This is a genomic window from Rathayibacter sp. PhB152, from assembly GCF_003751395.1.
GTDB lineage: Bacteria > Actinomycetota > Actinomycetes > Actinomycetales > Microbacteriaceae > Rathayibacter > Rathayibacter festucae.
On record NZ_RJUT01000001.1, the window covers coordinates 552,540 to 570,832 of the forward strand.

The window sequence follows — 18,293 nt, forward strand, 5'->3', positions numbered from 1 at the left end:
GAGCACGGCCCATGCTGGTCGAGTAGCGCGCAGCGCGTATCGAGACCCACCCATCGGGTGACGGTGGATCTCGATACGCCCTCTCCGAGGGCTACTCGATCAGCATGAATCGGCCCGGGCGCAGAGCATGCGTGTGCGTGCCGGCGCAGCCTGAAGCGCTGCAAGCGCATACCCATCCACATGTGCGGGCATGCGCAATCCATGCTGGTCGAGTAGCGCGGAGCGCGTATCGAGACCCACCCTCCGGACGGTGGTGGATCTCGATACGCCCTCTCTGAGGGCTACTCGATCAGCATGAATCGGCCCGTGCGAGGAGCGTGCGTGAGCGGGCCGACGCAGCATGAAGCGGCGCATGGGCAGGCGCAGGCGCAGGCATTTCATGCTGGTCGAGTAGCGCGGAGCGCGTATCGAGACCCGCCTTCGTCAGAACGGGGGCGGTGCGTCCCTGAAGCGGGGGCCCGGCGGGGCGCCGGCGAGCGCGGGTGGGCGGATCGTGATGCGGCGGCCGGTGGGGGTGGTCCAGACGATGCTGCCGTCCGGGCGGGGGACGTAGGTCCAGCGGTCGCCGTGGCGGACGTGGTGGTGGGACGTGCAGAGGGAGACGAGGTTGTCGAGAGAGGTCTCGCCGCCGTTGCGCCATTCGATCGTGTGGTCGGCCTCTGCTCTCGAGGCGGTGCGGGTGCAGCCGGGGAAGCGGCAGGTCTGGTCGCGGAGCTGGAGGTGCAGGCGCATCTGGGGCGGTGGGACCCGGTGGGTGCGGCCGACGGAGACGACCGCGCGGGTATCAGGGTCGGTGAGGACGCGGGTGAAGGAGGCGCCGGTGGCGACCAGGGCGCGGGCGAGGTCGGCGGGGATGAGGCCGTAGCCGTCGAGGTCCGCGGGTGCGTCGTCGAGTCCGACGGCGGTGGATGCGGCGAGGGTGAGGCGCACCTCGGCGCGGATCCCGGGAACGTACGACGCCGACATCTGAGGTCCGTCGCCTGCGGGGGTGGTGCCGGCGATGTCGCCGTCGCGTAGCAGATCGGTGAGGGCATCGGCCTTCAGCTGAGCCAGGGTGCGCTCGTCGCCTCCCTCGCGGAGACTGCGGGCGATGCGGTCGACGCGCTCGGCGATGCCCATCGCGTCCGGCGCGGGCAGCAGCGCGCACAGTGTCGCCATCCCGTCGACCTCCGGCGAGACCCAGACGGCGCGGTCCTGCCGGGCGCGGACGTGCCGTTGAGCGAGGGGCTCCTCGTGCAGCTCGTCGCGGAGCCGGGCGACGATCCGCCTCAGCTGCGTCGGCGTGACCTCCGGCGCGACCTCGGCGGCGCGCTCGTCGAACCGGGCGCGGGAGCCGGGAGGCAGGGTCGCGGCGGTGGTGCAGACGATCTCGCTCGAGTCCCAGAGCAGCCGGCCCTCGGCGAGCAGGGCGCGGGTGCACGGGAGGTCCTCGACGAGGAGCCGGGCGTGTTCGAGGACCGTCTCGGTCGCCCGCTCGGACAGGCGGAGCTTGACCGCGAACTCGGCCCGGATCGACCGCTCGACCAGGGCGCGCGCCTCGCTCTTCGAGAGCGACTTCCCGCGGGCGAACGCATCCGGGACGGTGACCGCCGCGCGGTAGGCGAGGTGCAGGGTCTGCGCACGCGTGAGGAGCAGCTGCGCGGAGGTGCGTCCGATCTCCGCGGCGACGTCGGTCAGCGCATCGACAGCCGCGAGCGCGCTCGGCTGCCCTGCCGCTCCCGAATCGCTGTGCTCATCCATACGCGTATTCAAGCAGGGACCACCGACACCCGAGCGGCCGTCGAGCGGAACCGTCGGACAACTCCGCGAGATCGGATCTGTGGAGGAGAGCGCTGCTCCCGCCGCTACTCTCGCCGCCACTCCTCGAGGAACTCGGCGGTCGTCTTCGTCTCGAGCTCCAGCTCGATCTGCCCGAGCAGGACGTAGGGGTCGCCGATGTCGGCGGGCGTGCGGATGACCTCGGCGCCGGTGTCGAGGCGGGTGACTACGAGGTCGTGCGTCGTCATCACGCCGCCGCCGAGCAGGGCGTCGATCGTCATCCGGAGCCAGGTCAGCGTCCGGGGCCGCAGCTCGGCCCGCAGGTACTCGGCCGCGACCTCGCGCTCGCCGTCGTCGTCCCGCCCGTCGCCGTCCCGCCCGTCGTCCTCGTTCACGCCGTCACTGTAGCGAGCGCCCCGCACGGCTCGGCGTCAGTGGCGCACCTGGAACCAGCGGATCAGCTCGCGCAGGGCCGGCAGCGTCGCGCTCGCGTCGACGTCGGTGTCGATGTCCTCGAAGGTGCTGCGGTAGCCCGGCAGCTCGGTCGTCATCGAGTCGGTGATCGCCTCGTAGGCCATCGTCCAGGAGGGGAACAGCCGCTGCGCCGGCGCCTCCTCGAGCAGCACGCGCAGCCCGGCGTGCCGGGGGTCCTCCGCGATGATCGCCATCCGCTCGCGCAGCGTCGCGGCCGGCCCCTCGAGCAGCTGCAGGAACCGCCCGTCGCGGAACAGCAGGATGCCGGTCAGGCCGAGGCGCTCGTTGTTCGCGCGGCACTGCTCGAGCAGCGCGGGCAGGTCCGCCTCCTCGAGGCCGGCGGCGGTGTGGCTCGCGTAGACGATGGAGCGGAGGTCGTCGTCCTGGGACGGGCGAGCAGCGGAGTCGGACATGACGCCATCCCATCAGGGGCGCGGCGGGACGGCAGCCCCCTGCCCGGATCCGCGCGGCCCTGCTATGCGTCGCGCGCGGTCCTCACAGCAGATCCGTGCCGCCCGTCCGCCGCAGCGTCCGGCGGGCGAGGGCCCAGCCGAGCAGCCCCAGCCCGAACCACGCGGCGCCGAGCACGACGACGGCGCCGGTCTGCACCGCGAGCGCGCCGGTCCACCCCTCGCCGAGCAGTGTCCGCAGGGCGTCGGAGGCGTACCCCAGCGGCAGCACCCGGGCGACGGCCTCGACGACCGGCGGCAGCTCGCCGACCGGCGCCACGACTCCGCCGAGAACGGTCAGCAGCGCCGCGAACGGCCCACCCCAGGCCAGCCCGTCGCGCGAGCGGAGGCCGAGCACCCCGACGGCGAACCCGCAGCCGCTGCCGGCCAGAGCCGCGCAGCCCGTGAGCGCGAACGCGCCGGCGGCGACCTGCCACGGGACGCCCTGACCGAACAGCAGGAGCGCCCAGACCAGCGAGACGAGACCCGCCGCGGACCCGACCGCCGCCCCCGCGAGCGCGACCCCGCTCCAGAGCAGGACCGCCGGCCGGGCGCTGAGGAGGACGCTCCCGAGCACCGCGTCGTCCCGCACCCGGGTCAGCGACACGGTCACGCTGTCGACGGCGGTCAGGGCGGCGAGCAGGAGACTCGCACCCGCACCGACGACCAGCGACGGCGCCGCGACCGCCGCCAAGTACAGCACCTGCAGCACCGGCCCGAGCACGACCGCGACCAGGAGCGTCCGCCGCGTCCGCGTGGCGTCGAACGACCGCAGCGCCACCACGACCGAGGCGGCCACCGGCCCGCTCACGACAGCGCCAGCGTCCCGGCGAGCCGCGCCCGCCGCACGGCGACCTGGAGGATCCTGCGGGCGAGCAGCGCGGAGAGCAGCGACGCGAGCAGCCCCTGCGCGCACCAGAGCGCGACCGCGCCGCCGGACGCGCCGCCCGAGACACCCGCGTGCAGGACCTCTACCGCCCCCGTCAGCGGATCGACGACCCCGAGCAGCTGCAGCGGCACCGGCAGCTGCGCCCGGTCGATCACCGCGCCGGAGAGGAGGAGGACGGGAGCGACGAGGACAGGCTCGTAGACGGTCGCGTGCGGCGTCAGCACGAACAGCCCGGACAGCAGGAGCGCCGTTGTCCCGCACGCGGCGAAGAGCAGGACCAGACCGAGGGCGACGAGCGCGGGGGAGTGCGGCGCGAACTCGCTGCCGAGAACCCAGGAGCCCACGACCGCGGCCGGGATCGACAGCACCCCGACGCCGACGCAGGCGAGCGGGATCGGCGCGAGCGCACTGCCGAGCGGCCGAGGGGTCAGCGCGATCTGCTCCAGTGTCCCCTGCGATCGCTGGTAGCCGAGGATCCCGACCGCCGCCGCGGTCACCGTCCACACGCCGACGACGGCGCCGTCGACCCCCAGCGCCGGCCCGCCCCGCCCGGCCTGGACGCGCAGGACGACGAAGACGACCGGCGCGATCAGCGCGGTCTGGACGAAGTACGCGTTGCGGAGCAGCAGCCGCAGGTGGAAGGCGCCCTCGCGCAGCACCCCGCCCAGCCCCGCGATCACTCCCGCCCTCCTCGGCACCGGTCGACGAGGGCGAGGTAGCCCTCCTCGAGGGTCGCCGGCCGGGTGGTCCAGGTCCCGGTCGGGAGGTCGGCGACGACGGCGGCCAGCGCGCGGAGGTCGGGCCGGCAGGAGTCCCAGCCGACGACCACGACGGGTCGGCCGGCGATGCTGTCGGAGCGGACCGAGCGGACGCCGTCGAGCGCGGAGATCCGGTCGGCGAGCTCCGCGGTGAGCGCCGGAGCGGCGAGGGTCGTCACCTCGCCCAGCCCGCCCGCCGCGGCGACGTCCCGCGGTCGCCCCGCCGCGCGGATCCGGCCGTCGAGGAGGACGAGGCTCCGGTCCGACAGCTCCTCCGCCTCGTGCAGGTGGTGGGTGGTCAGGAGGACGCCCCGGCCGTCCCGGCGCAGCTCGCGGATCAGCGCGCGCAGCGCGAGCGCCGCCTCCGGATCCAGCCCGACCGTCGGCTCGTCGAGCAGGAGCAGCGGCGGCTCCGCCAGCAGCCCGCGGGCGAGGTGCAGCCGCTGGCGCATCCCGCGGGAGAACTCCTCGACGCGGTCGTTCCGCCGGGCGGAGAGGTCGACCGCCGCGAGCACCTCGAGGATGCGGCCGTCCCTCCGCCGTCGCGGCACGCCCGCGAGAGACGCGAAGTACCGGAGGTTCTCGAGCGCGGTCGCGCGCAGGAAGAAGCCGCGCTCGCCGCCGAGGACGAGGGCGAGGAGGCGCCTCGCCTCATCCGGCCGCCCGACGGCGTCGATCCCGGCGACCCGGATCGCGCCGCTCGTCGGGGTCAGCAGCGTCGCGATCATCCGCGCGAGCGTCGTCTTGCCGGCGCCGTTGGGGCCAAGGAGCGCGACGACCTCGCCGGCCTCGAGCCGGAGGCTCACGTCGCGGACGGCCCAGGACGCGTTCGGCCCGGTGCCGAACCGACGCGACACTGCCTCGAGGTGGAGCAGCGGCGCCGTCGGATCCGCTCTGATCGTCACTCTCGCCCGCCCTTCGCCGCGGACCAGCGTTCCCCTTCTCCGCTCCGCAGCCAGCATCGGTGGCGCTCGCTGCGAACGATGGCGGAGGGCGACACGGACGCCTTCGAGCCCGCTCAGCCCGCTCGCCGAAACCTCACCGAAAGCTAATTGTTCACGGTAACATCGCGCTCAGTACTGATCTCAACGACGAGAGGCTCCACCCATGACGACGAGACGACGGATCCCGATCGCGACCGCGGCGGTGATGGCGCTGACGGCGGGACTGCTCGCGGTCGGCCCCACCGCGCAGGCCGCACCGGCCACCTCCCTCGACAGCGCGAAGGTGCTCGAGCTGCCCTTCGACGGCAGCATCACCGACACCAGCGGTCGCGGCAACACGGTCGGGATGCAGAAGGGCGCCGCCGCGTACGGCACCGGCCTCGCCGGCCAGGCATTCGAGTTCACCGGCGGCAACGCGGTGTCGCTCGGCACCGACGCCCGCCTCCAGCCCGCCGACCTGACGGTCTCGTTCTGGTACAAGCCGACCGCCGCGATGACCGGCGAGCAGGTCTTCACCTGGAACAAGACCGCCTACAACTCCGACGGCTGGTACCTCACCTCCGAGAGCGACGCGACGCCGCTCGCGCTCTCGATCGGCCCCTCGACCGGACAGCCCTACAAGGTCGCGATCGACACCGCCCGCGCCGGCTTCTTCCCGACGAACGAGTGGACCCACGTCGTCGCCAGCTACGACAAGGCGACCAAGCAGGTCGCGTTCTACCGCAACGGCGTGAAGCAGCCCACCGTCACCAAGTCCGAGGCGACCGGAGCGGCCACCGGCGTGCTCGGCTCCGAGGGCACCTCGACCAAGACCCTCGGCTTCAACGGACCGCAGTACAACGGCGCGCACCTGCGCGGGCTCCTCGACGACTACGTCCTCTACGGCAAGGTCGCCACGACCACCGACGTCGTCGCGCTGACGAAGGCGCACAACGCGTCCTTCGACCCGGCCGCCGTCGCGAAGGCCGACCTCGACGCCGTCACCCTGCCCGCGAGCACGAGCACCGGCTTCTCCGTGCCGACCCGCGGCGCGAAGGGCTCCGACCTCAGCTGGACCTCCTCCGACGAGTCCGCGATCGCGATCTCCGGCGGCACCGCCACGGTCACCCCGCCCACCGGCGCCGCGACGACCGTGACCCTCACCGGCTCCTCGACCTACGGCGGCAGCACGGCCGTCACTCGCACCTTCGCGATCCAGGTGCAGCCGAAGGGCGTGAAGAGCTCGAGCTACCTCCAGGAGGCCGGCCTCTCGGACGTCACCGTCCAGGACCCGTACCTCGACAACGGCGAGCAGCAGACCGTCGAGTACCTGCTCAGCCTCGACCCCGAGATGTTCCTGCACTCCTTCTACACGCAGGCCGGTCTCACCCCGACCACGGCCGGCGGCTACGGCGGCTGGGAGCGCGAGAGCGGCACCCGGTTCCAGGGCCACTTCTTCGGCCACTACATCTCCGGCCTCTCCCAGGCCTACGCGAGCGAGCAGGACGCGACGACGAAGGCCGCGCTGCTCGCGAAGCTCACCGCCTCCGTCGACGGCCTGAAGAAGGTCCAGGACGCCTACGCGCTGAAGGACCCGGCCAACGCCGGCTACGTCTCGCCGTTCCCGGTGAGCTACCTGCCCTCCGGCGCCGACGGCCTGCTCGTGCCGTTCTACAACCTGCACAAGGTGCTCGCGGGACTGCTCGACGCGCACCAGTACGCGCCGAGCGCCGTGTCCGCGGAGGCGCTCGTCGTCGCCGACGGCTTCGGCTCCTGGATCACGAACTGGGCCGGCCGCCAGGCGAACCCGGGTCAGCTGCTCAACACCGAGTACGGCGGGATGAACGAGGCGCTCTACCGCCTCTACGAGACCACGCAGAAGCCGGCGCACAAGCGTGCGGCCGAGTACTTCGACGAGACCGCGCTCTTCCGGAAGCTCGCGAACAACGAGGACGTCCTCAACGGACTGCACGCGAACACGACGATCCCCAAGCTGATCGGCGCGCTCAAGCGCTACACCCTCTTCACCGACGACCCCGCGCTCTACGCGACCCTCACCGCCACCGAGAAGGCGGACCTCGACATGTACCGCCGCGCCGCCGAGAACTTCTGGCGGATGGTGGACGAGAGCCACAGCTACGCCAACGGCGGCAACAGCCAGTCCGAGCACTTCCACGGCGCGGACACCCTCTATCAGTACGCGACCAACGGGCAGACGACCGGCTACGGCGAGAACTCGACCTCCGAGGGCTGCAACATCTACAACATGCTCAAGCTCACCCGGGCGCTGTTCCAGGTGACGAAGGATGTGAAGTACGCCGACTTCTACGAGAACGCGTTCATCAACGGCGTGCTCTCGGTGCAGAACCCGGAGACGGGAATGGTCACCTACTTCCAGCCGCAGACCGCGGGCTACGCCAAGGTCTTCGGCGAGGAGCACGACGAGTTCTGGTGCGACCACGGCACCGGCGTCGAGAGCTTCACCAAGCTCGGCGACTCGATCTACTTCGAGGGGCCGAAGACGGTCTACGTGAACCAGTTCCGCTCGTCGGTGCTGAGCTCGGGCGGCAGCAACCTGAAGGTGACGCAGACGGCCGACATCCCGAACACCGACACCGCGCGCTTCACGATCGCGGCGCTCGGAGCGGGAGCGGTCGCCGAGGGCACCACGCTGCGCCTGCGCATCCCGGCCTGGGTCGACGGCGCGCCGACGCTCACCGTGAACGGCGCCGTCCGCGACGTCGCCGCGCTGACCGAGGGCGGCTACGCGGTCGTCCCGGTGGCGGCGGGCGACACCCTCACCTGGAAGCTCCCCGCCGCGGTCGCCGCGGTGGCGAACACCGAGAACGCGAACTGGACGGCCTTCACCTACGGGCCCGTGCTGCTCGCGACCGAGCTGAACCGGAACAACGTCGACGCCTCCTACCCCGCGGGCGTGCTCGTGCAGATGAGCGTCGCCGACAAGACGGTCAATTCGAACGTGGTCGTCGCGAACGCGGCCGCGTGGAAGTCCGCGGTGAAGCAGAACCTGCTCCGCCTCCCCAACGGCGCGAACGGCAACGGGACGACGACGATGCGCTTCGGCATGACGAACGTCGACGCCGCCTCCGAGGCGCGGATCTTCCAGCCGTACTACAGCCTCTACAACGCGCGCTACGCGACCTACATGACGCTCATCGCCCCCGACTCCGCGGAGGCGCAGGCGCTGATCCTCAAGGAGAAGCAGCAGCTGCGGGTGGAGGAGACGACGATCGACTCGCTCACCTCGTTCGACAACAACAACAGCGAGGCCGACAAGAACTACAAGTACAACCGCTCGGCGGTCGGCACCTGGCGCGGCGAGGGGTACCGCGACGGCGAGCGGTCGGCGGACGCGTACTTCCAGTACGACATGATCGTCGACCCGGCGCTGCCGAAGAACTACCTCGGCGTCCGCTACTACGGCGGCGACGCGGGGCGCACCTTCGACGTCTACCTCAACGACGTGAAGCTCAAGACGGAGGTGGTCTCGGGTGCCGCGGGCGCGCTGAACTGGTACGTGCAGTACGACGAGATCCCGCGCTCGGTGCTCGACGGGATCGCGGCGAAGGACAGCTGGAAGCGGAACCAGTCCGGCGCGTACGTCCTCGACGCGCAGGGGAACAAGGTGCCGAAGGTGACCGTGCGCTTCCAGGGCACCGGCACCGCGAGCAACGTCGGCGGCGTCTTCGGCGTCTACACGACGGAGTCGACCGGGTTCGCGACGAACGCGGAGCTGGCGAAGCTGACCTCGTCCGTGGGCACGTTCTCGCCGGCGCTCGCCGCCGGAGTGCGCGACCTGACGTTGACCGTGCCGGTCTCGACGACGAGCGTCGCGCTCGACCTCGACCCGGCCGTGGCCAGCGGACTGGTCAAGGTCGACGGCGTGCTGATCGACGACACCGTCGCCCGGACCGTGAACCTCGCGGCCTCGGGGACCACGAACGTCGTGATCACCTCCTCCGCGCAGGACCACACGACGCTCGCGACCTACCGGCTCGCGATCGTCCGGGCCGCCCCCGCCGCCGCGATCGACCTGACGGTCTCGGCCACGACGCGCTGCGTCGCCGGCAAGGTCGTCCTGACGACGACGGCCCGCAACGACTCGAAGGCCGCGGCGTCGATCTCGATCGCCACGCCGTACGCCACGAAGTCCTACACGGGCATCGCGGCGGGCAAGAGCGCGACGCAGGCCGACACGACCCGCGCCGCCTCGATCCCGGCCGGCACCGCGACCGTCACCGCGACGGCCACGATCGACGGCAAGGCGGTGACGACGACGAAGGCGGCCCCCTACTCCGCCCGCGCCTGCGGCTGAGCCCGCCCACCGACAGCGGCCGCCCGGGGACCCTCCCGGGCGGCCGCTCCGTCGTCCCCTCTCTCCGCGAGATGCCACTTGTGCGCACTTTCTGCGGCGTGTCGCGCTCGTAAGTGGCATCTCGCGGAGGGGATCAGGGGGTGGGGGCGCCGGGCGTTATCTATTCGTTACACATCTCGACCAAACCGGCACCACACTGCGAACGGGCAGGTCAAGGGCGGAGCATGACTCCCATGGAACAGACAGGGAAGAACCCGCGCGTGCCGAAGCTGCGGTTCATCGCGCTCTCGGCCGTGGCCGGCATCGTCGTCGCGGGCGTGCTGCTCGCGATCGCCGAGCTCGTCGCGCTCGTGGTCGCGAAGAACGCCAGCCCGGTGCTCGCCCTCGGCGCGTTCGTGGTCGACATCGTGCCGCGCCCGCTCAAGGAGTTCGCGATCGAGACGTTCGGCGCGAACGACAAGATCTTCCTGCTGGCGAGCATCGGCGTCGCCGTGCTGGTCGCCGCCGCCCTCGCCGGCGTGCTGCAGCTGATCCGCCCGCCGCTCGGCCAGATCCTGCTCGTGATCGCCGGCGGCCTCTCGATCGCCGCGATCGTCACCCGCACCGGCGCGACCCCGCTCTCCGCAGTGCCCACCCTGGTCGGCCTCGTCGTCGCGATGATCGTGATGCACCTGACCGTCTCGCGCCTCCGCCGCTGGCGCGCCGCGTCCGCCGCCGAGAAGACCGGCGCGGCCCCCGCCGCCCGCCCGGTCGGCATCGAGCGCCGCGGCTTCTTCCGCGTGACCCTGATCGCCGCTGTCGGCGCCGCCGTGATCGGCGCCGGGTCGCGCGCCATCAACGCCGCCACCTCGTCCCTCGCCAGCGTGCGCGACGCGCTCCGCCTGCCCAGCCCGCGCAGCACCGTCTCGGTGCCCGCCGGCGCCGATCTCGGGATCGACGGGCTCACTCCGCTCTACACGCCCAACGCCGACTTCTACCGCGTCGACACCGCGCTGACCGTGCCCTCGATCGACCCCTCCACCTGGTCGCTGAAGATCTCCGGGATGGTCGACCAGGAGGTCACGATGTCGCTGCAGGACATCTTCGACATGGGCCTGGACGAGTACGGCATCACCATGACCTGCGTCTCGTACCAGGTCGGCGGCGACCTCGTCGGCAACGCGAAGTGGCTGGGCGTCCCGCTCCGCGACGTGCTGAAGAAGGCCGGCGTCCAGAGCGGCGCGGACATGCTGCTCTCCACGAGCGTCGACGGCTACACCGCCAGCACCCCGCTCTCCGCGGTCACCGACGAGAACCTCGACGCGATCCTCGCCGTCGGGATGAACGGCGAGGCGCTGCCCTTCGAGCACGGCTTCCCGGTGCGGATGGTGATCCCCGGCCTCTACGGCTACGTCTCCGCCACCAAGTGGCTGACCGAGCTGAAGGTCACCACCTTCGCCGCCGACGAGGCCTACTGGACCCCGCGCGGCTACGACGCCGAGGCTCCGATCAAGATGTCCTCGCGGATCGACACCCCGCGCATCGACGCCGCGATCCCTGCCGGCGCGACCAAGATCGCCGGAGTGGCGTGGGCGCAGACCACCGGCATCGCCAAGGTCGAGGTCAGCATCGACGACGGCGACTGGCAGGAGGCCACGCTCTCGACCCCGGTCAACCTCGACACCTGGGTGCAGTGGTACGTCGACTGGGAGGCCGCGAGCGGCGCCCACTACGTCGCCGTCCGCGCGACCGACGCCAACGGCATGCTCCAGATCGAGGACCGCGCGGGCGTCGCCCCCAACGGCTCCTCCGGCTGGCAGCGCACCCTCGTCCGCGTCAGCTGACGCCGTCCGGCGACCCACGCGCCTGCGGGAGACGGATCTCGATACGCGCTCAGCGAGCGTTACTCGATCAGCATGAATCGCCGCATGGTGGTCGAGGAGATGCGCAGCGGCGCGTCGGGACCCGGGTGCTCAGGGGCGGAAGGTCGCCGCGTGGTGCTCGGGGGCGAGGTGCGGGCCGGTGCCGAGCATGCGCTCGCGGAAGGTGGCGCCGGCGGGCTCGGGGTCGAGGCGGCCGCGGCGCCGCAGCTCGGGCTGGACGAGCTCGATGAAGTCGCGCATCGAGGCCAGGCCGAAGACGGCCTCGAGCATGATGCCGTCGAGGTCGGTCTCCTCCATCATCCGCTCGAGCTCGTCCGCGACCTCGACCGGGTCGCCGGTGATCGCGAAGCCGCGGGTGCCCTTGCCCTTCAGCTCGTCGAGGATCTCGCGCACCGTCGGCGCCGTGCCGTCCGGGCGGGTGAGGAAGCGCTCGATGTTGCTGGTGCCCATCTGGCCCGCCTGGTCGTCGAGGACCAGCTGCTCGGCGAGCGTGCGGTCGAGGTCGTAGGCCAGCAGATCGACGCCCGTGTTGCCGGCGTAGTAGTGCGCGGCCAGCTCGTCGGTCTGCAGCGCGTCGAACTCGGCGCGCAGCTGCGACGCCTCCGCCGACGTCGGCGCCACCACGATCGTCACGCCGACCATGACCTTGAGCGACGCGGGATCGCGGCCGTTCTCCGCGGCCCGGCGGCGGAGGTCCGCGATGTCCGCCTTGACCTTGCCGTAGGTCGAGCCCTGCACGAACACGCACTCGGCGTTCTTCGCCGCGAAGGCGCGGCCCACCGGCGAGGTCCCGGCCTGGAAGAGCAGGGGCGAGCGCTGGGGCGACGGCGGCAGCGTGTGGTAGCCCTGCGAGCGGTAGAACTCGCCCTCGTAGGCGACCGGGCGGATCCTCTCGGGGTCGGCGAAGACGTTGCGCGCGTGGTCCAGCACGATGACGTCGTCGTCGTTGCCGCCCTCCCAGAAGGAGAAGGCGACGTCGACGTACTCCTGGGCCGCGCGGTAGCGCTCGTCGTGCGGGACCATCGCGGACTGGCCGAGCATCGCGGCCATCGTGTTCTGCGAGGAGCCGGTGACGATGTTCCAGCCGATCCGACCGCGGGTGACGTGGTCGAGGGTGGAGAACTTGCGCACGGCGTGCAGCGGGTGGTCGGCGCCGGTGGTGCTGGTGACCACGAAGTTCAGGCGCTCGGTGCCGACCGCGAGCGCCGGGATGAGGTACGCGCCGTCGAGCGCGAAGGTCATGCCGGCCTCGACGAGGACGTCCGAGAGCTCGCCGCGGCGCGAGGAGTAGCCGAAGGAGCCGCCGGCGAAGAAGAGGAAGTCGAAGCCGGCGTCGTCGAGGAGGCGCGCCATCCGCTGCCAGTAGTCGATGTCGCGGAAGTCACCGTCGCGGCTGCGCGGATGCGACCAGCTGATGGTGCCGCCGACGTGCGGGGTGCCCGCTTCGAAGACCCCGAGGACGATCCGCTTCTGCATGCTCTCCCGCGTTCCGGCCGGCGTCCGCCGGCCCTGCTCCGGGAACCCTAGCGAGCGCGCGTTTCGGGGCTGTTGCGGGGGAGTGCGCGGGGTGGGTGGGTCTCGGTACGCCCGCTGCGCGGGCTACTCGACCGGCATGGGGTGCCCGCGGCGCGGGCTGCTCGGCCGGCATGAGGCGCGGGTCGCCGCTGAAGCCGCGCACAACACCAGCTGAGACGGGGGTCCCTCCGCTGACGGGGGAGGCCCTGTGCTCTCAGCTGATGTTGTGCGCGGCGGGGTCTCGATTCGCCCGCTGCGCGGGCTACTCGACCGGCAGGGGGCGCGCCAGCATGCTGGTCGAGTAGCCGCGCAGCGGCGTATCGAGACCCGCGCGTCAGCCGCTGACGCCCGTCAGGCCGAAGCGGAACTCGAGGCGGCCGTCGAGCGGCCGGACCTCGTACTCGGGGTGCGGGCGCGCGCCCCAGGAGTCGTCGCCCGCGACGCCGCGGCGGCGCAGCGCCGGACGCAGCACGGTGCGCTGCACCGGCGGCAGCTCGTTCGGGTGCTGCGCGTTCTCGATCTCGTACGGCGTCCACGGCAGGGCCGAGAACTCCATCCCGCCGGCGCAGTCGAGCCGCAGGCCGAAGCCCGTGTCGTCGGTCACCTCGGCCCAGCGCACTCCGGTGCGGCTGCCCGATTCCTGCGGCTTGAGGTACGGGGTCAGCTCCCGCGCGACGTCGCTCTCCCAGACGTCCAGGCGCGCCCCCAGCCGGCGGTCGGAGTAGCACTCGTCCGGTCCGTCGCCGTACCAGCGCAGCCGGTGCGCGTCGGCGCCGGTGGTCAGCTGCATCCCGAACTCGGGCAGATCGGGCAGCCCGTCCGGCACCGTCATCGCGACGGTCACCTCGATCCGCCCGTCGCCCGTGACCCGGTAGTCGACGTCGCAGACCGCGCGCGGAGTGGTCGGCAGCTCGTAGCGGAAGCCGACGACCACCGCGTGCTCCTCGACGGACACCCGCGCCGTCCGCAGCGCCTCGCCCGCGGCCCGCGCGTAGCGGCTCGCCAGCAGCCACTGCCCGTCCTCGAAGGGACCGCCCCAGCCGCGCTCGTTCGAGGTCGGCGCGTGCCAGAAGGACGGCGTCGGGATCGAGGTGAGCAGCTCGCGGCCGCCCTCGGGCCCGCCGCCCCAGCGGTACGACATCAGCCCGCCGTGCAGCCGGGAGAAGAGGACGCTGAAGTGCTCGCCGACGACGCCCACGTTGTGGGTGCCGTCGATGAGCTCGGGCCGCGGCGCGTGCTCCGGCCGCGCATGCCCCGCGACCTCGAGCACGTGCTGCCCGCGCGCGACGACGTGTCCCGCCGCCGCCCACCGCGTGTCCTCGCGCAGCCGCAGCTCGACGTCGAGCGTGTACTCGCCCGGCAGCTCCGGCAGCGGCACCGGCTGCGGGAAGGTCGACGACCCACCCGCGGCGACGTCGGTCGCGAGCTCCCTCTCCGCCAGCACCCGCCCCTCCCGCCGCAGCACGACCACCGCCGCGTACGCGGAGGAGGAGGTGGCCAGCAGCCGGTTCCCGATCACGATCTCCGCCGCCGAGACGTCGACGCGGAACGGCTGGTACAGGTGCGCGACCTCCTGCAGCTTCGGCGTCGGCGTGCGGTCGGCGAAGAGGATCCCGTTGCCGCTGAAGTCGCCGTCGTGCGGCGACTCCCCGCTGTCGCCGCCGTAGCCGAGGAACGGCACGCCGTGCCGGTCGGTCATCGCGACGGCCTGGTCCGCGAAGTCCCAGATGAAGCCGCCCTGGAAGAGCGGCTCCCGCTCGGCCAGATCGAGGTAGCGGTCGACCGCGCCGAAGGAGTTGCCCATCGCGTGCGCGTACTCGCAGAGCAGGAACGGCTTGTCGCGGTGCTCCGCGAGGTACTCCTCGATCTCCGCCGCCGGCGTGTACATCTGGCTGACCACGTCGGTCGTCTCCGGGTAGCGCGAGTCCCAGTGCACCCCCTCGTAGTGCACCGGACGGTCGTCGACCGCGCGGAACCAGTCGGCGAGATCGCGGAGGACGGTGCCGCCGAACGACTCGTTGCCGAGCGACCACATCACCACGCTCGGGTGGTTCTTGTCGCGCTCGAGCAGGCTCCGCGCCCGGTCGTGCAGCGCGGGCGCCCACCGGCCGTCGTCGCCGGGCACCGACTCGGCGAGCGGCGCGTCGAGGTAGCGGACGCGGTCCCACAGCCCGTGCGTCTCGAGGTTCATCTCGTCGATCACGAGGAAGCCGTACTCGTCGGCGAGGTCGTAGAAGTAGGAGTTGTTCGGGTAGTGGCTGGTGCGGATCGCGTTGACGCCCACCCGCTTGAGGATCCGGAGGTCCTCCTCCGTCTGCGCCCGGTCGACGACCCGCCCCTGCAGGTCGAACTCGTGCCGGTTGACCCCGCGGAAGACGACCCGCCGCCCGTTGAGGCTGAGCACGCCGTCCTCGATCGCGAAGCGGCGGAGCCCCACGGTCTGCGGGACCACCTCGGTCACGGCGCCGTCCGCGTCCCGCACGCGCACCGTCAGGCGGTGCAGGTGCGGGTCCTCGGGGCTCCACAGCCGCGGCTCCGCGAGCCGGAGACGGTGCACGCCGTCCGGATCGAGCCGCAGCGGGCCGACGCCGTCGAGCTCGACCGTCGCCGAGCCCGCCCCGTCGAGCCGCAGCTCGACCGCGATGCCGGCACCGTCGTCGTCGACCGTCGTCCGCACGCGGAGGTCCTCGACGTGCGCGCGCGGGCGGCGCAGCAGCACGACGTCGCGGAAGATCCCGGAGAAGCGGAAGAAGTCCTGGTCCTCGAGCCACGAGCCGGCGCTCCACTTGACCACCTGCGCGGCGAGCAGGTTCTCGCCGGGCAGCAGCGCCTCGGTGAGGTCGAACTCGCCGGGCGAGAAGCTGTCGGCCGAGAAGCCGAGGTAGACGCCGTTCAGCCAGAGCGCGATCGTGCTCTCGGCGCCGCGCACGTCGAGCGCCATCCGCTCGCCGGGCGCGAGCGGCGCGTCCAGCTCGAAGGTCGTCCGGTAGGAGGCCGTCGGGTTGAACCGCTCGGGCGCCTGCCCGGGCAGGATGCTCTCGCGCCCGTCCCAGGGGTACTGCGTGTTCACGTACTGCGGGCGGTCGTGGCCGTGCAGCTGGATGTGCGCGGGCACGGGGATCAGCTCCCAGTCGCCCGCGTCGAACTCCGGCCGCTCGAAGCCCGCCGGCGCGTCGGCCGGCCGGGGCGCGCAGTGGATCCGCCACAGCCCGTTCAGCGACTGCTCGAACGAGCTGACGCCCGTCGCGGCCTCGTCCGAGGAGCGGAACCAGCGGTGATCGGAGTGCGCCGGCCGCCGGTTCTCGGCGAAGAAGCCGGGGTCGGAGAGCCGGGCGAGGTCGAACCCGGTGGCGGGCGCCGCCTCGCCCGGGAGCTCCGCGAGGCTCACTTGATCGCCCCGGTGATGCCCTCGGCGAAGGAGCGCTGCAGGACCATGAAGACGATGACGGTGGGTACCGAGGCGAGGAAGACGGCCAGCATCAGCACGCCGTAGTCGACGACGTAGCCCGCGCTGAGGTTCGAGATCAGCATCGGCATGGTCTGGAAGTCGTTGTTCACCAGGATGACCTTGGGCCAGAGGAAGTTGTTCCAGGCGGTCATGAAGGTGATGACTGCGGCCGCGGCGTAGGTCGAGCGCATCGACGGCAGGTAGATCCGGGCGAAGATCCCGAGCTCGCTGACCCCGTCGATCCGCGCGGCCTCGATGATCTCGTAGGGGAACGAGCGCGAGGCCTGCCGGAACAGCAGGATCAGGAACGGGGTCGAGATCGCCGGGATGATGACCGCGCCGAGGGAGTTGATCATCCCGACCTCGGCGAAGACCTGGAAGAGCGGGATCATCGTCGCCGCGAACGGAATCATGATCGCGATCAGCAGGATCGCCATCAGGAGGTCCTTGGCCCGCGAGTGGAAGACCTCGAAGCCGTAGCCGGCGATCGAGCAGACGATCAGCGCGAGCACCGTGGTGCCCACCGCGACGGTCGCCGAGTTCCACATCGCCGAGCCGACGTCCTGCAGATCGAGCAGTCCGGCGAAGTTGTCGAAGAGCGCCAGGCCCGGGATCATCCGCGAGTCGAGGACGTCCTGGCTGGTGTTCGTCGCCGAGACGGCCATGAAGTAGAGCGGGAAGATCGAGAAGAGCGCGAAGACCGAGAGGAAGAGGTACTTCGGCAGGCCGCGCAGCCGCGAGGAGAGCGGCGCGCTGCGGACGGGGACGGACTCGCTCGGAGTGACGGACTCGACGTCCTCGATCGCGGGCAGGGTGCTGACGCGCTCAATCACGCTTGTCACCGACTTTCAGCTGAACGAACGCGAGGACCGCGACGAGGATGAGGATCACGTAGGAGAGGGCGGAGGCGTAGCCGAAGTTCGGGTTCTTCAGGAACGAGACCTCGTAGAGGTAGTGCGACATCGACATGGTCGTGTAGGCCGGGCCGCCTCTGGTCAGCGCCCACGACTCGTCGAAGAGCTGCAGCGTCCCGTTGGTCGACATGATCGCGGTGAGCAGGATGATCGGCTTCAGCTGCGGGATCGTGACGTGCCAGAAGGTCTGCAGCGCGTTCGCGCCGTCCATCCGCGCGGCCTCGATGCTCGAGTAGTCGACGTTCTGCAGCGCCGCCAGGTAGAAGACCATGTTGTAGCCGGTCCAGCGCCAGAGCAGTCCGAGGATGATGACGAAGCGCCCGGTGTCGGGATTGCCGAGCCAGTTGATCGGCGAGTCCATCAGGCCGACGCCCATCAGCACGTCGTTGACGAAGCCGTCGTTGGCGAAGATCGTGCGGAAGACGAGCGAGTAGGCGACGAGCGAGACGGCGCACGGCAGGAAGATCGCGGTGCGCCAGAAGGTCTTGAACTTCAGGTTCCTGGTGTTGAGCAGATTGGCCAGCACCAGCGCCATGATCAGCATCACCGGCACCTGGATGATCAGGTAGATGAAGGTGTTCTGCAGCGTCAGCCGGAAGATCTCGTCCTGCAGCAGGCGCTCGTAGTTCAGCCAGAACGGCTGCGCGTAGCTGAGGTTCGCCCCGCGGCCGGTCTGCAGCGAGAGCAGGAAGGCCTGGATCATCGGCAGGAAGCTCACCAGGAAGATGAGCACCGCCGCCGGCAGGAGGAAGGCCCAGCCGGTGAGGCTGCGGCGGCGCTCCCCGGTCATGCGGATCGGGCGGCTGCGGAGATCGCGCTGCGGCCGGGGTGGGACGCGCAGGCGCGGGCGCGGAGGGGCGGAGGTCGACACGGGCGGGCTCGCATTCTCGGAGAGAGGGACGGGGAGGGACGGGCCGGGGAGGAGGAGTCCTCCCCGGCCCGGGGTGCGAGCCGGCTCGCGGTGACG

Annotated in this window: 12 protein-coding genes; 2 read left to right on the forward strand and 10 right to left on the reverse strand. The window is 71.6% G+C overall.

Features of this window, described 5'->3' with window-relative positions; all coding sequences use genetic code 11:
- Nucleotides 1-423: 423 nt before the first annotated feature.
- From EDF36_RS02455 to EDF36_RS02480, 6 genes are all read right to left on the reverse strand, one after another.
- Nucleotides 424-1,740 carry an HNH endonuclease signature motif containing protein gene (locus EDF36_RS02455; RefSeq protein WP_123731753.1) on the reverse strand — a complete coding sequence of 439 codons (1,317 nt, stop codon included), beginning with the start codon at nucleotides 1,738-1,740 and terminating at the stop codon, nucleotides 424-426.
- A 104-nt stretch (nucleotides 1,741-1,844) separates the two neighbouring features.
- A complete protein-coding gene (locus tag EDF36_RS02460; RefSeq protein ID WP_123731754.1) occupies nucleotides 1,845-2,153 on the reverse strand; it encodes a hypothetical protein in 309 nt (102 codons plus the stop codon).
- A gap of 36 nt (nucleotides 2,154-2,189) precedes the next feature.
- Nucleotides 2,190-2,645 (reverse strand): BLUF domain-containing protein, encoded by a 456-nt coding sequence (locus tag EDF36_RS02465; protein ID WP_123731755.1) that lies wholly within the window; start codon nucleotides 2,643-2,645, stop codon nucleotides 2,190-2,192.
- 82 nt (nucleotides 2,646-2,727) lie between these two features.
- A complete protein-coding gene (locus EDF36_RS02470) occupies nucleotides 2,728-3,492 on the reverse strand; it encodes an ABC transporter permease (protein ID WP_185020337.1) in 765 nt (254 codons plus the stop codon).
- Nucleotides 3,489-4,250 (reverse strand): ABC transporter permease, encoded by a 762-nt coding sequence (locus EDF36_RS02475; RefSeq protein WP_185020338.1) that lies wholly within the window; start codon nucleotides 4,248-4,250, stop codon nucleotides 3,489-3,491. Before EDF36_RS02475 ends, EDF36_RS02470 begins: the two co-directional genes overlap by 4 nt.
- On the reverse strand, nucleotides 4,247-5,233 hold the full coding sequence (locus EDF36_RS02480) for an ABC transporter ATP-binding protein (protein ID WP_221181590.1): 987 nt from the start codon (nucleotides 5,231-5,233) through the stop codon (nucleotides 4,247-4,249). Before EDF36_RS02480 ends, EDF36_RS02475 begins: the two co-directional genes overlap by 4 nt.
- 202 nt (nucleotides 5,234-5,435) lie before the next feature.
- Between EDF36_RS02480 and EDF36_RS02485 the strand changes: the two genes are divergently transcribed.
- Together EDF36_RS02485 and EDF36_RS02490 are read left to right on the forward strand one after the other, a co-directional pair.
- Nucleotides 5,436-9,587, forward strand: coding sequence for a beta-L-arabinofuranosidase domain-containing protein (locus EDF36_RS02485; RefSeq protein WP_123731759.1), 4,152 nt, complete (start codon nucleotides 5,436-5,438; stop codon nucleotides 9,585-9,587).
- A gap of 233 nt (nucleotides 9,588-9,820) precedes the next feature.
- Entirely contained in the window at nucleotides 9,821-11,410 is a 1,590-nt protein-coding gene (locus EDF36_RS02490) for a molybdopterin-dependent oxidoreductase (RefSeq protein ID WP_123731760.1), read from the forward strand.
- A 129-nt stretch (nucleotides 11,411-11,539) separates the two neighbouring features.
- Here EDF36_RS02490 and EDF36_RS02495 read toward each other — a convergent pair whose 3' ends face one another.
- The 4 genes from EDF36_RS02495 to EDF36_RS02510 form a co-directional block, all read right to left on the reverse strand.
- Nucleotides 11,540-12,925 carry an NtaA/DmoA family FMN-dependent monooxygenase gene (locus EDF36_RS02495; protein WP_123731761.1) on the reverse strand — a complete coding sequence of 462 codons (1,386 nt, stop codon included), beginning with the start codon at nucleotides 12,923-12,925 and terminating at the stop codon, nucleotides 11,540-11,542.
- Nucleotides 12,926-13,298: 373 nt separating this feature from the next.
- Nucleotides 13,299-16,352 (reverse strand): glycoside hydrolase family 2 TIM barrel-domain containing protein, encoded by a 3,054-nt coding sequence (locus tag EDF36_RS02500; RefSeq protein ID WP_123731762.1) that lies wholly within the window; start codon nucleotides 16,350-16,352, stop codon nucleotides 13,299-13,301.
- Nucleotides 16,349-17,245 (reverse strand): carbohydrate ABC transporter permease, encoded by an 897-nt coding sequence (locus EDF36_RS02505; RefSeq protein ID WP_260300487.1) that lies wholly within the window; start codon nucleotides 17,243-17,245, stop codon nucleotides 16,349-16,351. The genes EDF36_RS02500 and EDF36_RS02505 overlap by 4 nt, the downstream gene beginning before the upstream one ends.
- Entirely contained in the window at nucleotides 17,238-18,116 is an 879-nt protein-coding gene (locus EDF36_RS02510; protein ID WP_123731763.1) for a carbohydrate ABC transporter permease, read from the reverse strand. The genes EDF36_RS02505 and EDF36_RS02510 overlap by 8 nt, the downstream gene beginning before the upstream one ends.
- Nucleotides 18,117-18,293: the final 177 nt, after the last annotated feature.

Coding starts and splice junctions, on each gene's coding strand:
- EDF36_RS02455 (WP_123731753.1), bottom strand. CDS start 1,740: ATGGATGAGCACAGCGATTCGGGAGCGGCAGGGCAGCCGAGCGCGCTC.
- EDF36_RS02465 (WP_123731755.1), bottom strand. CDS start 2,645: ATGTCCGACTCCGCTGCTCGCCCGTCCCAGGACGACGACCTCCGCTCC.
- EDF36_RS02485 (WP_123731759.1), top strand. CDS start 5,436: ATGACGACGAGACGACGGATCCCGATCGCGACCGCGGCGGTGATGGCG.
- EDF36_RS02490 (WP_123731760.1), top strand. CDS start 9,821: ATGGAACAGACAGGGAAGAACCCGCGCGTGCCGAAGCTGCGGTTCATC.
- EDF36_RS02495 (WP_123731761.1), bottom strand. CDS start 12,925: ATGCAGAAGCGGATCGTCCTCGGGGTCTTCGAAGCGGGCACCCCGCAC.
- EDF36_RS02510 (WP_123731763.1), bottom strand. CDS start 18,116: ATGACCGGGGAGCGCCGCCGCAGCCTCACCGGCTGGGCCTTCCTCCTG.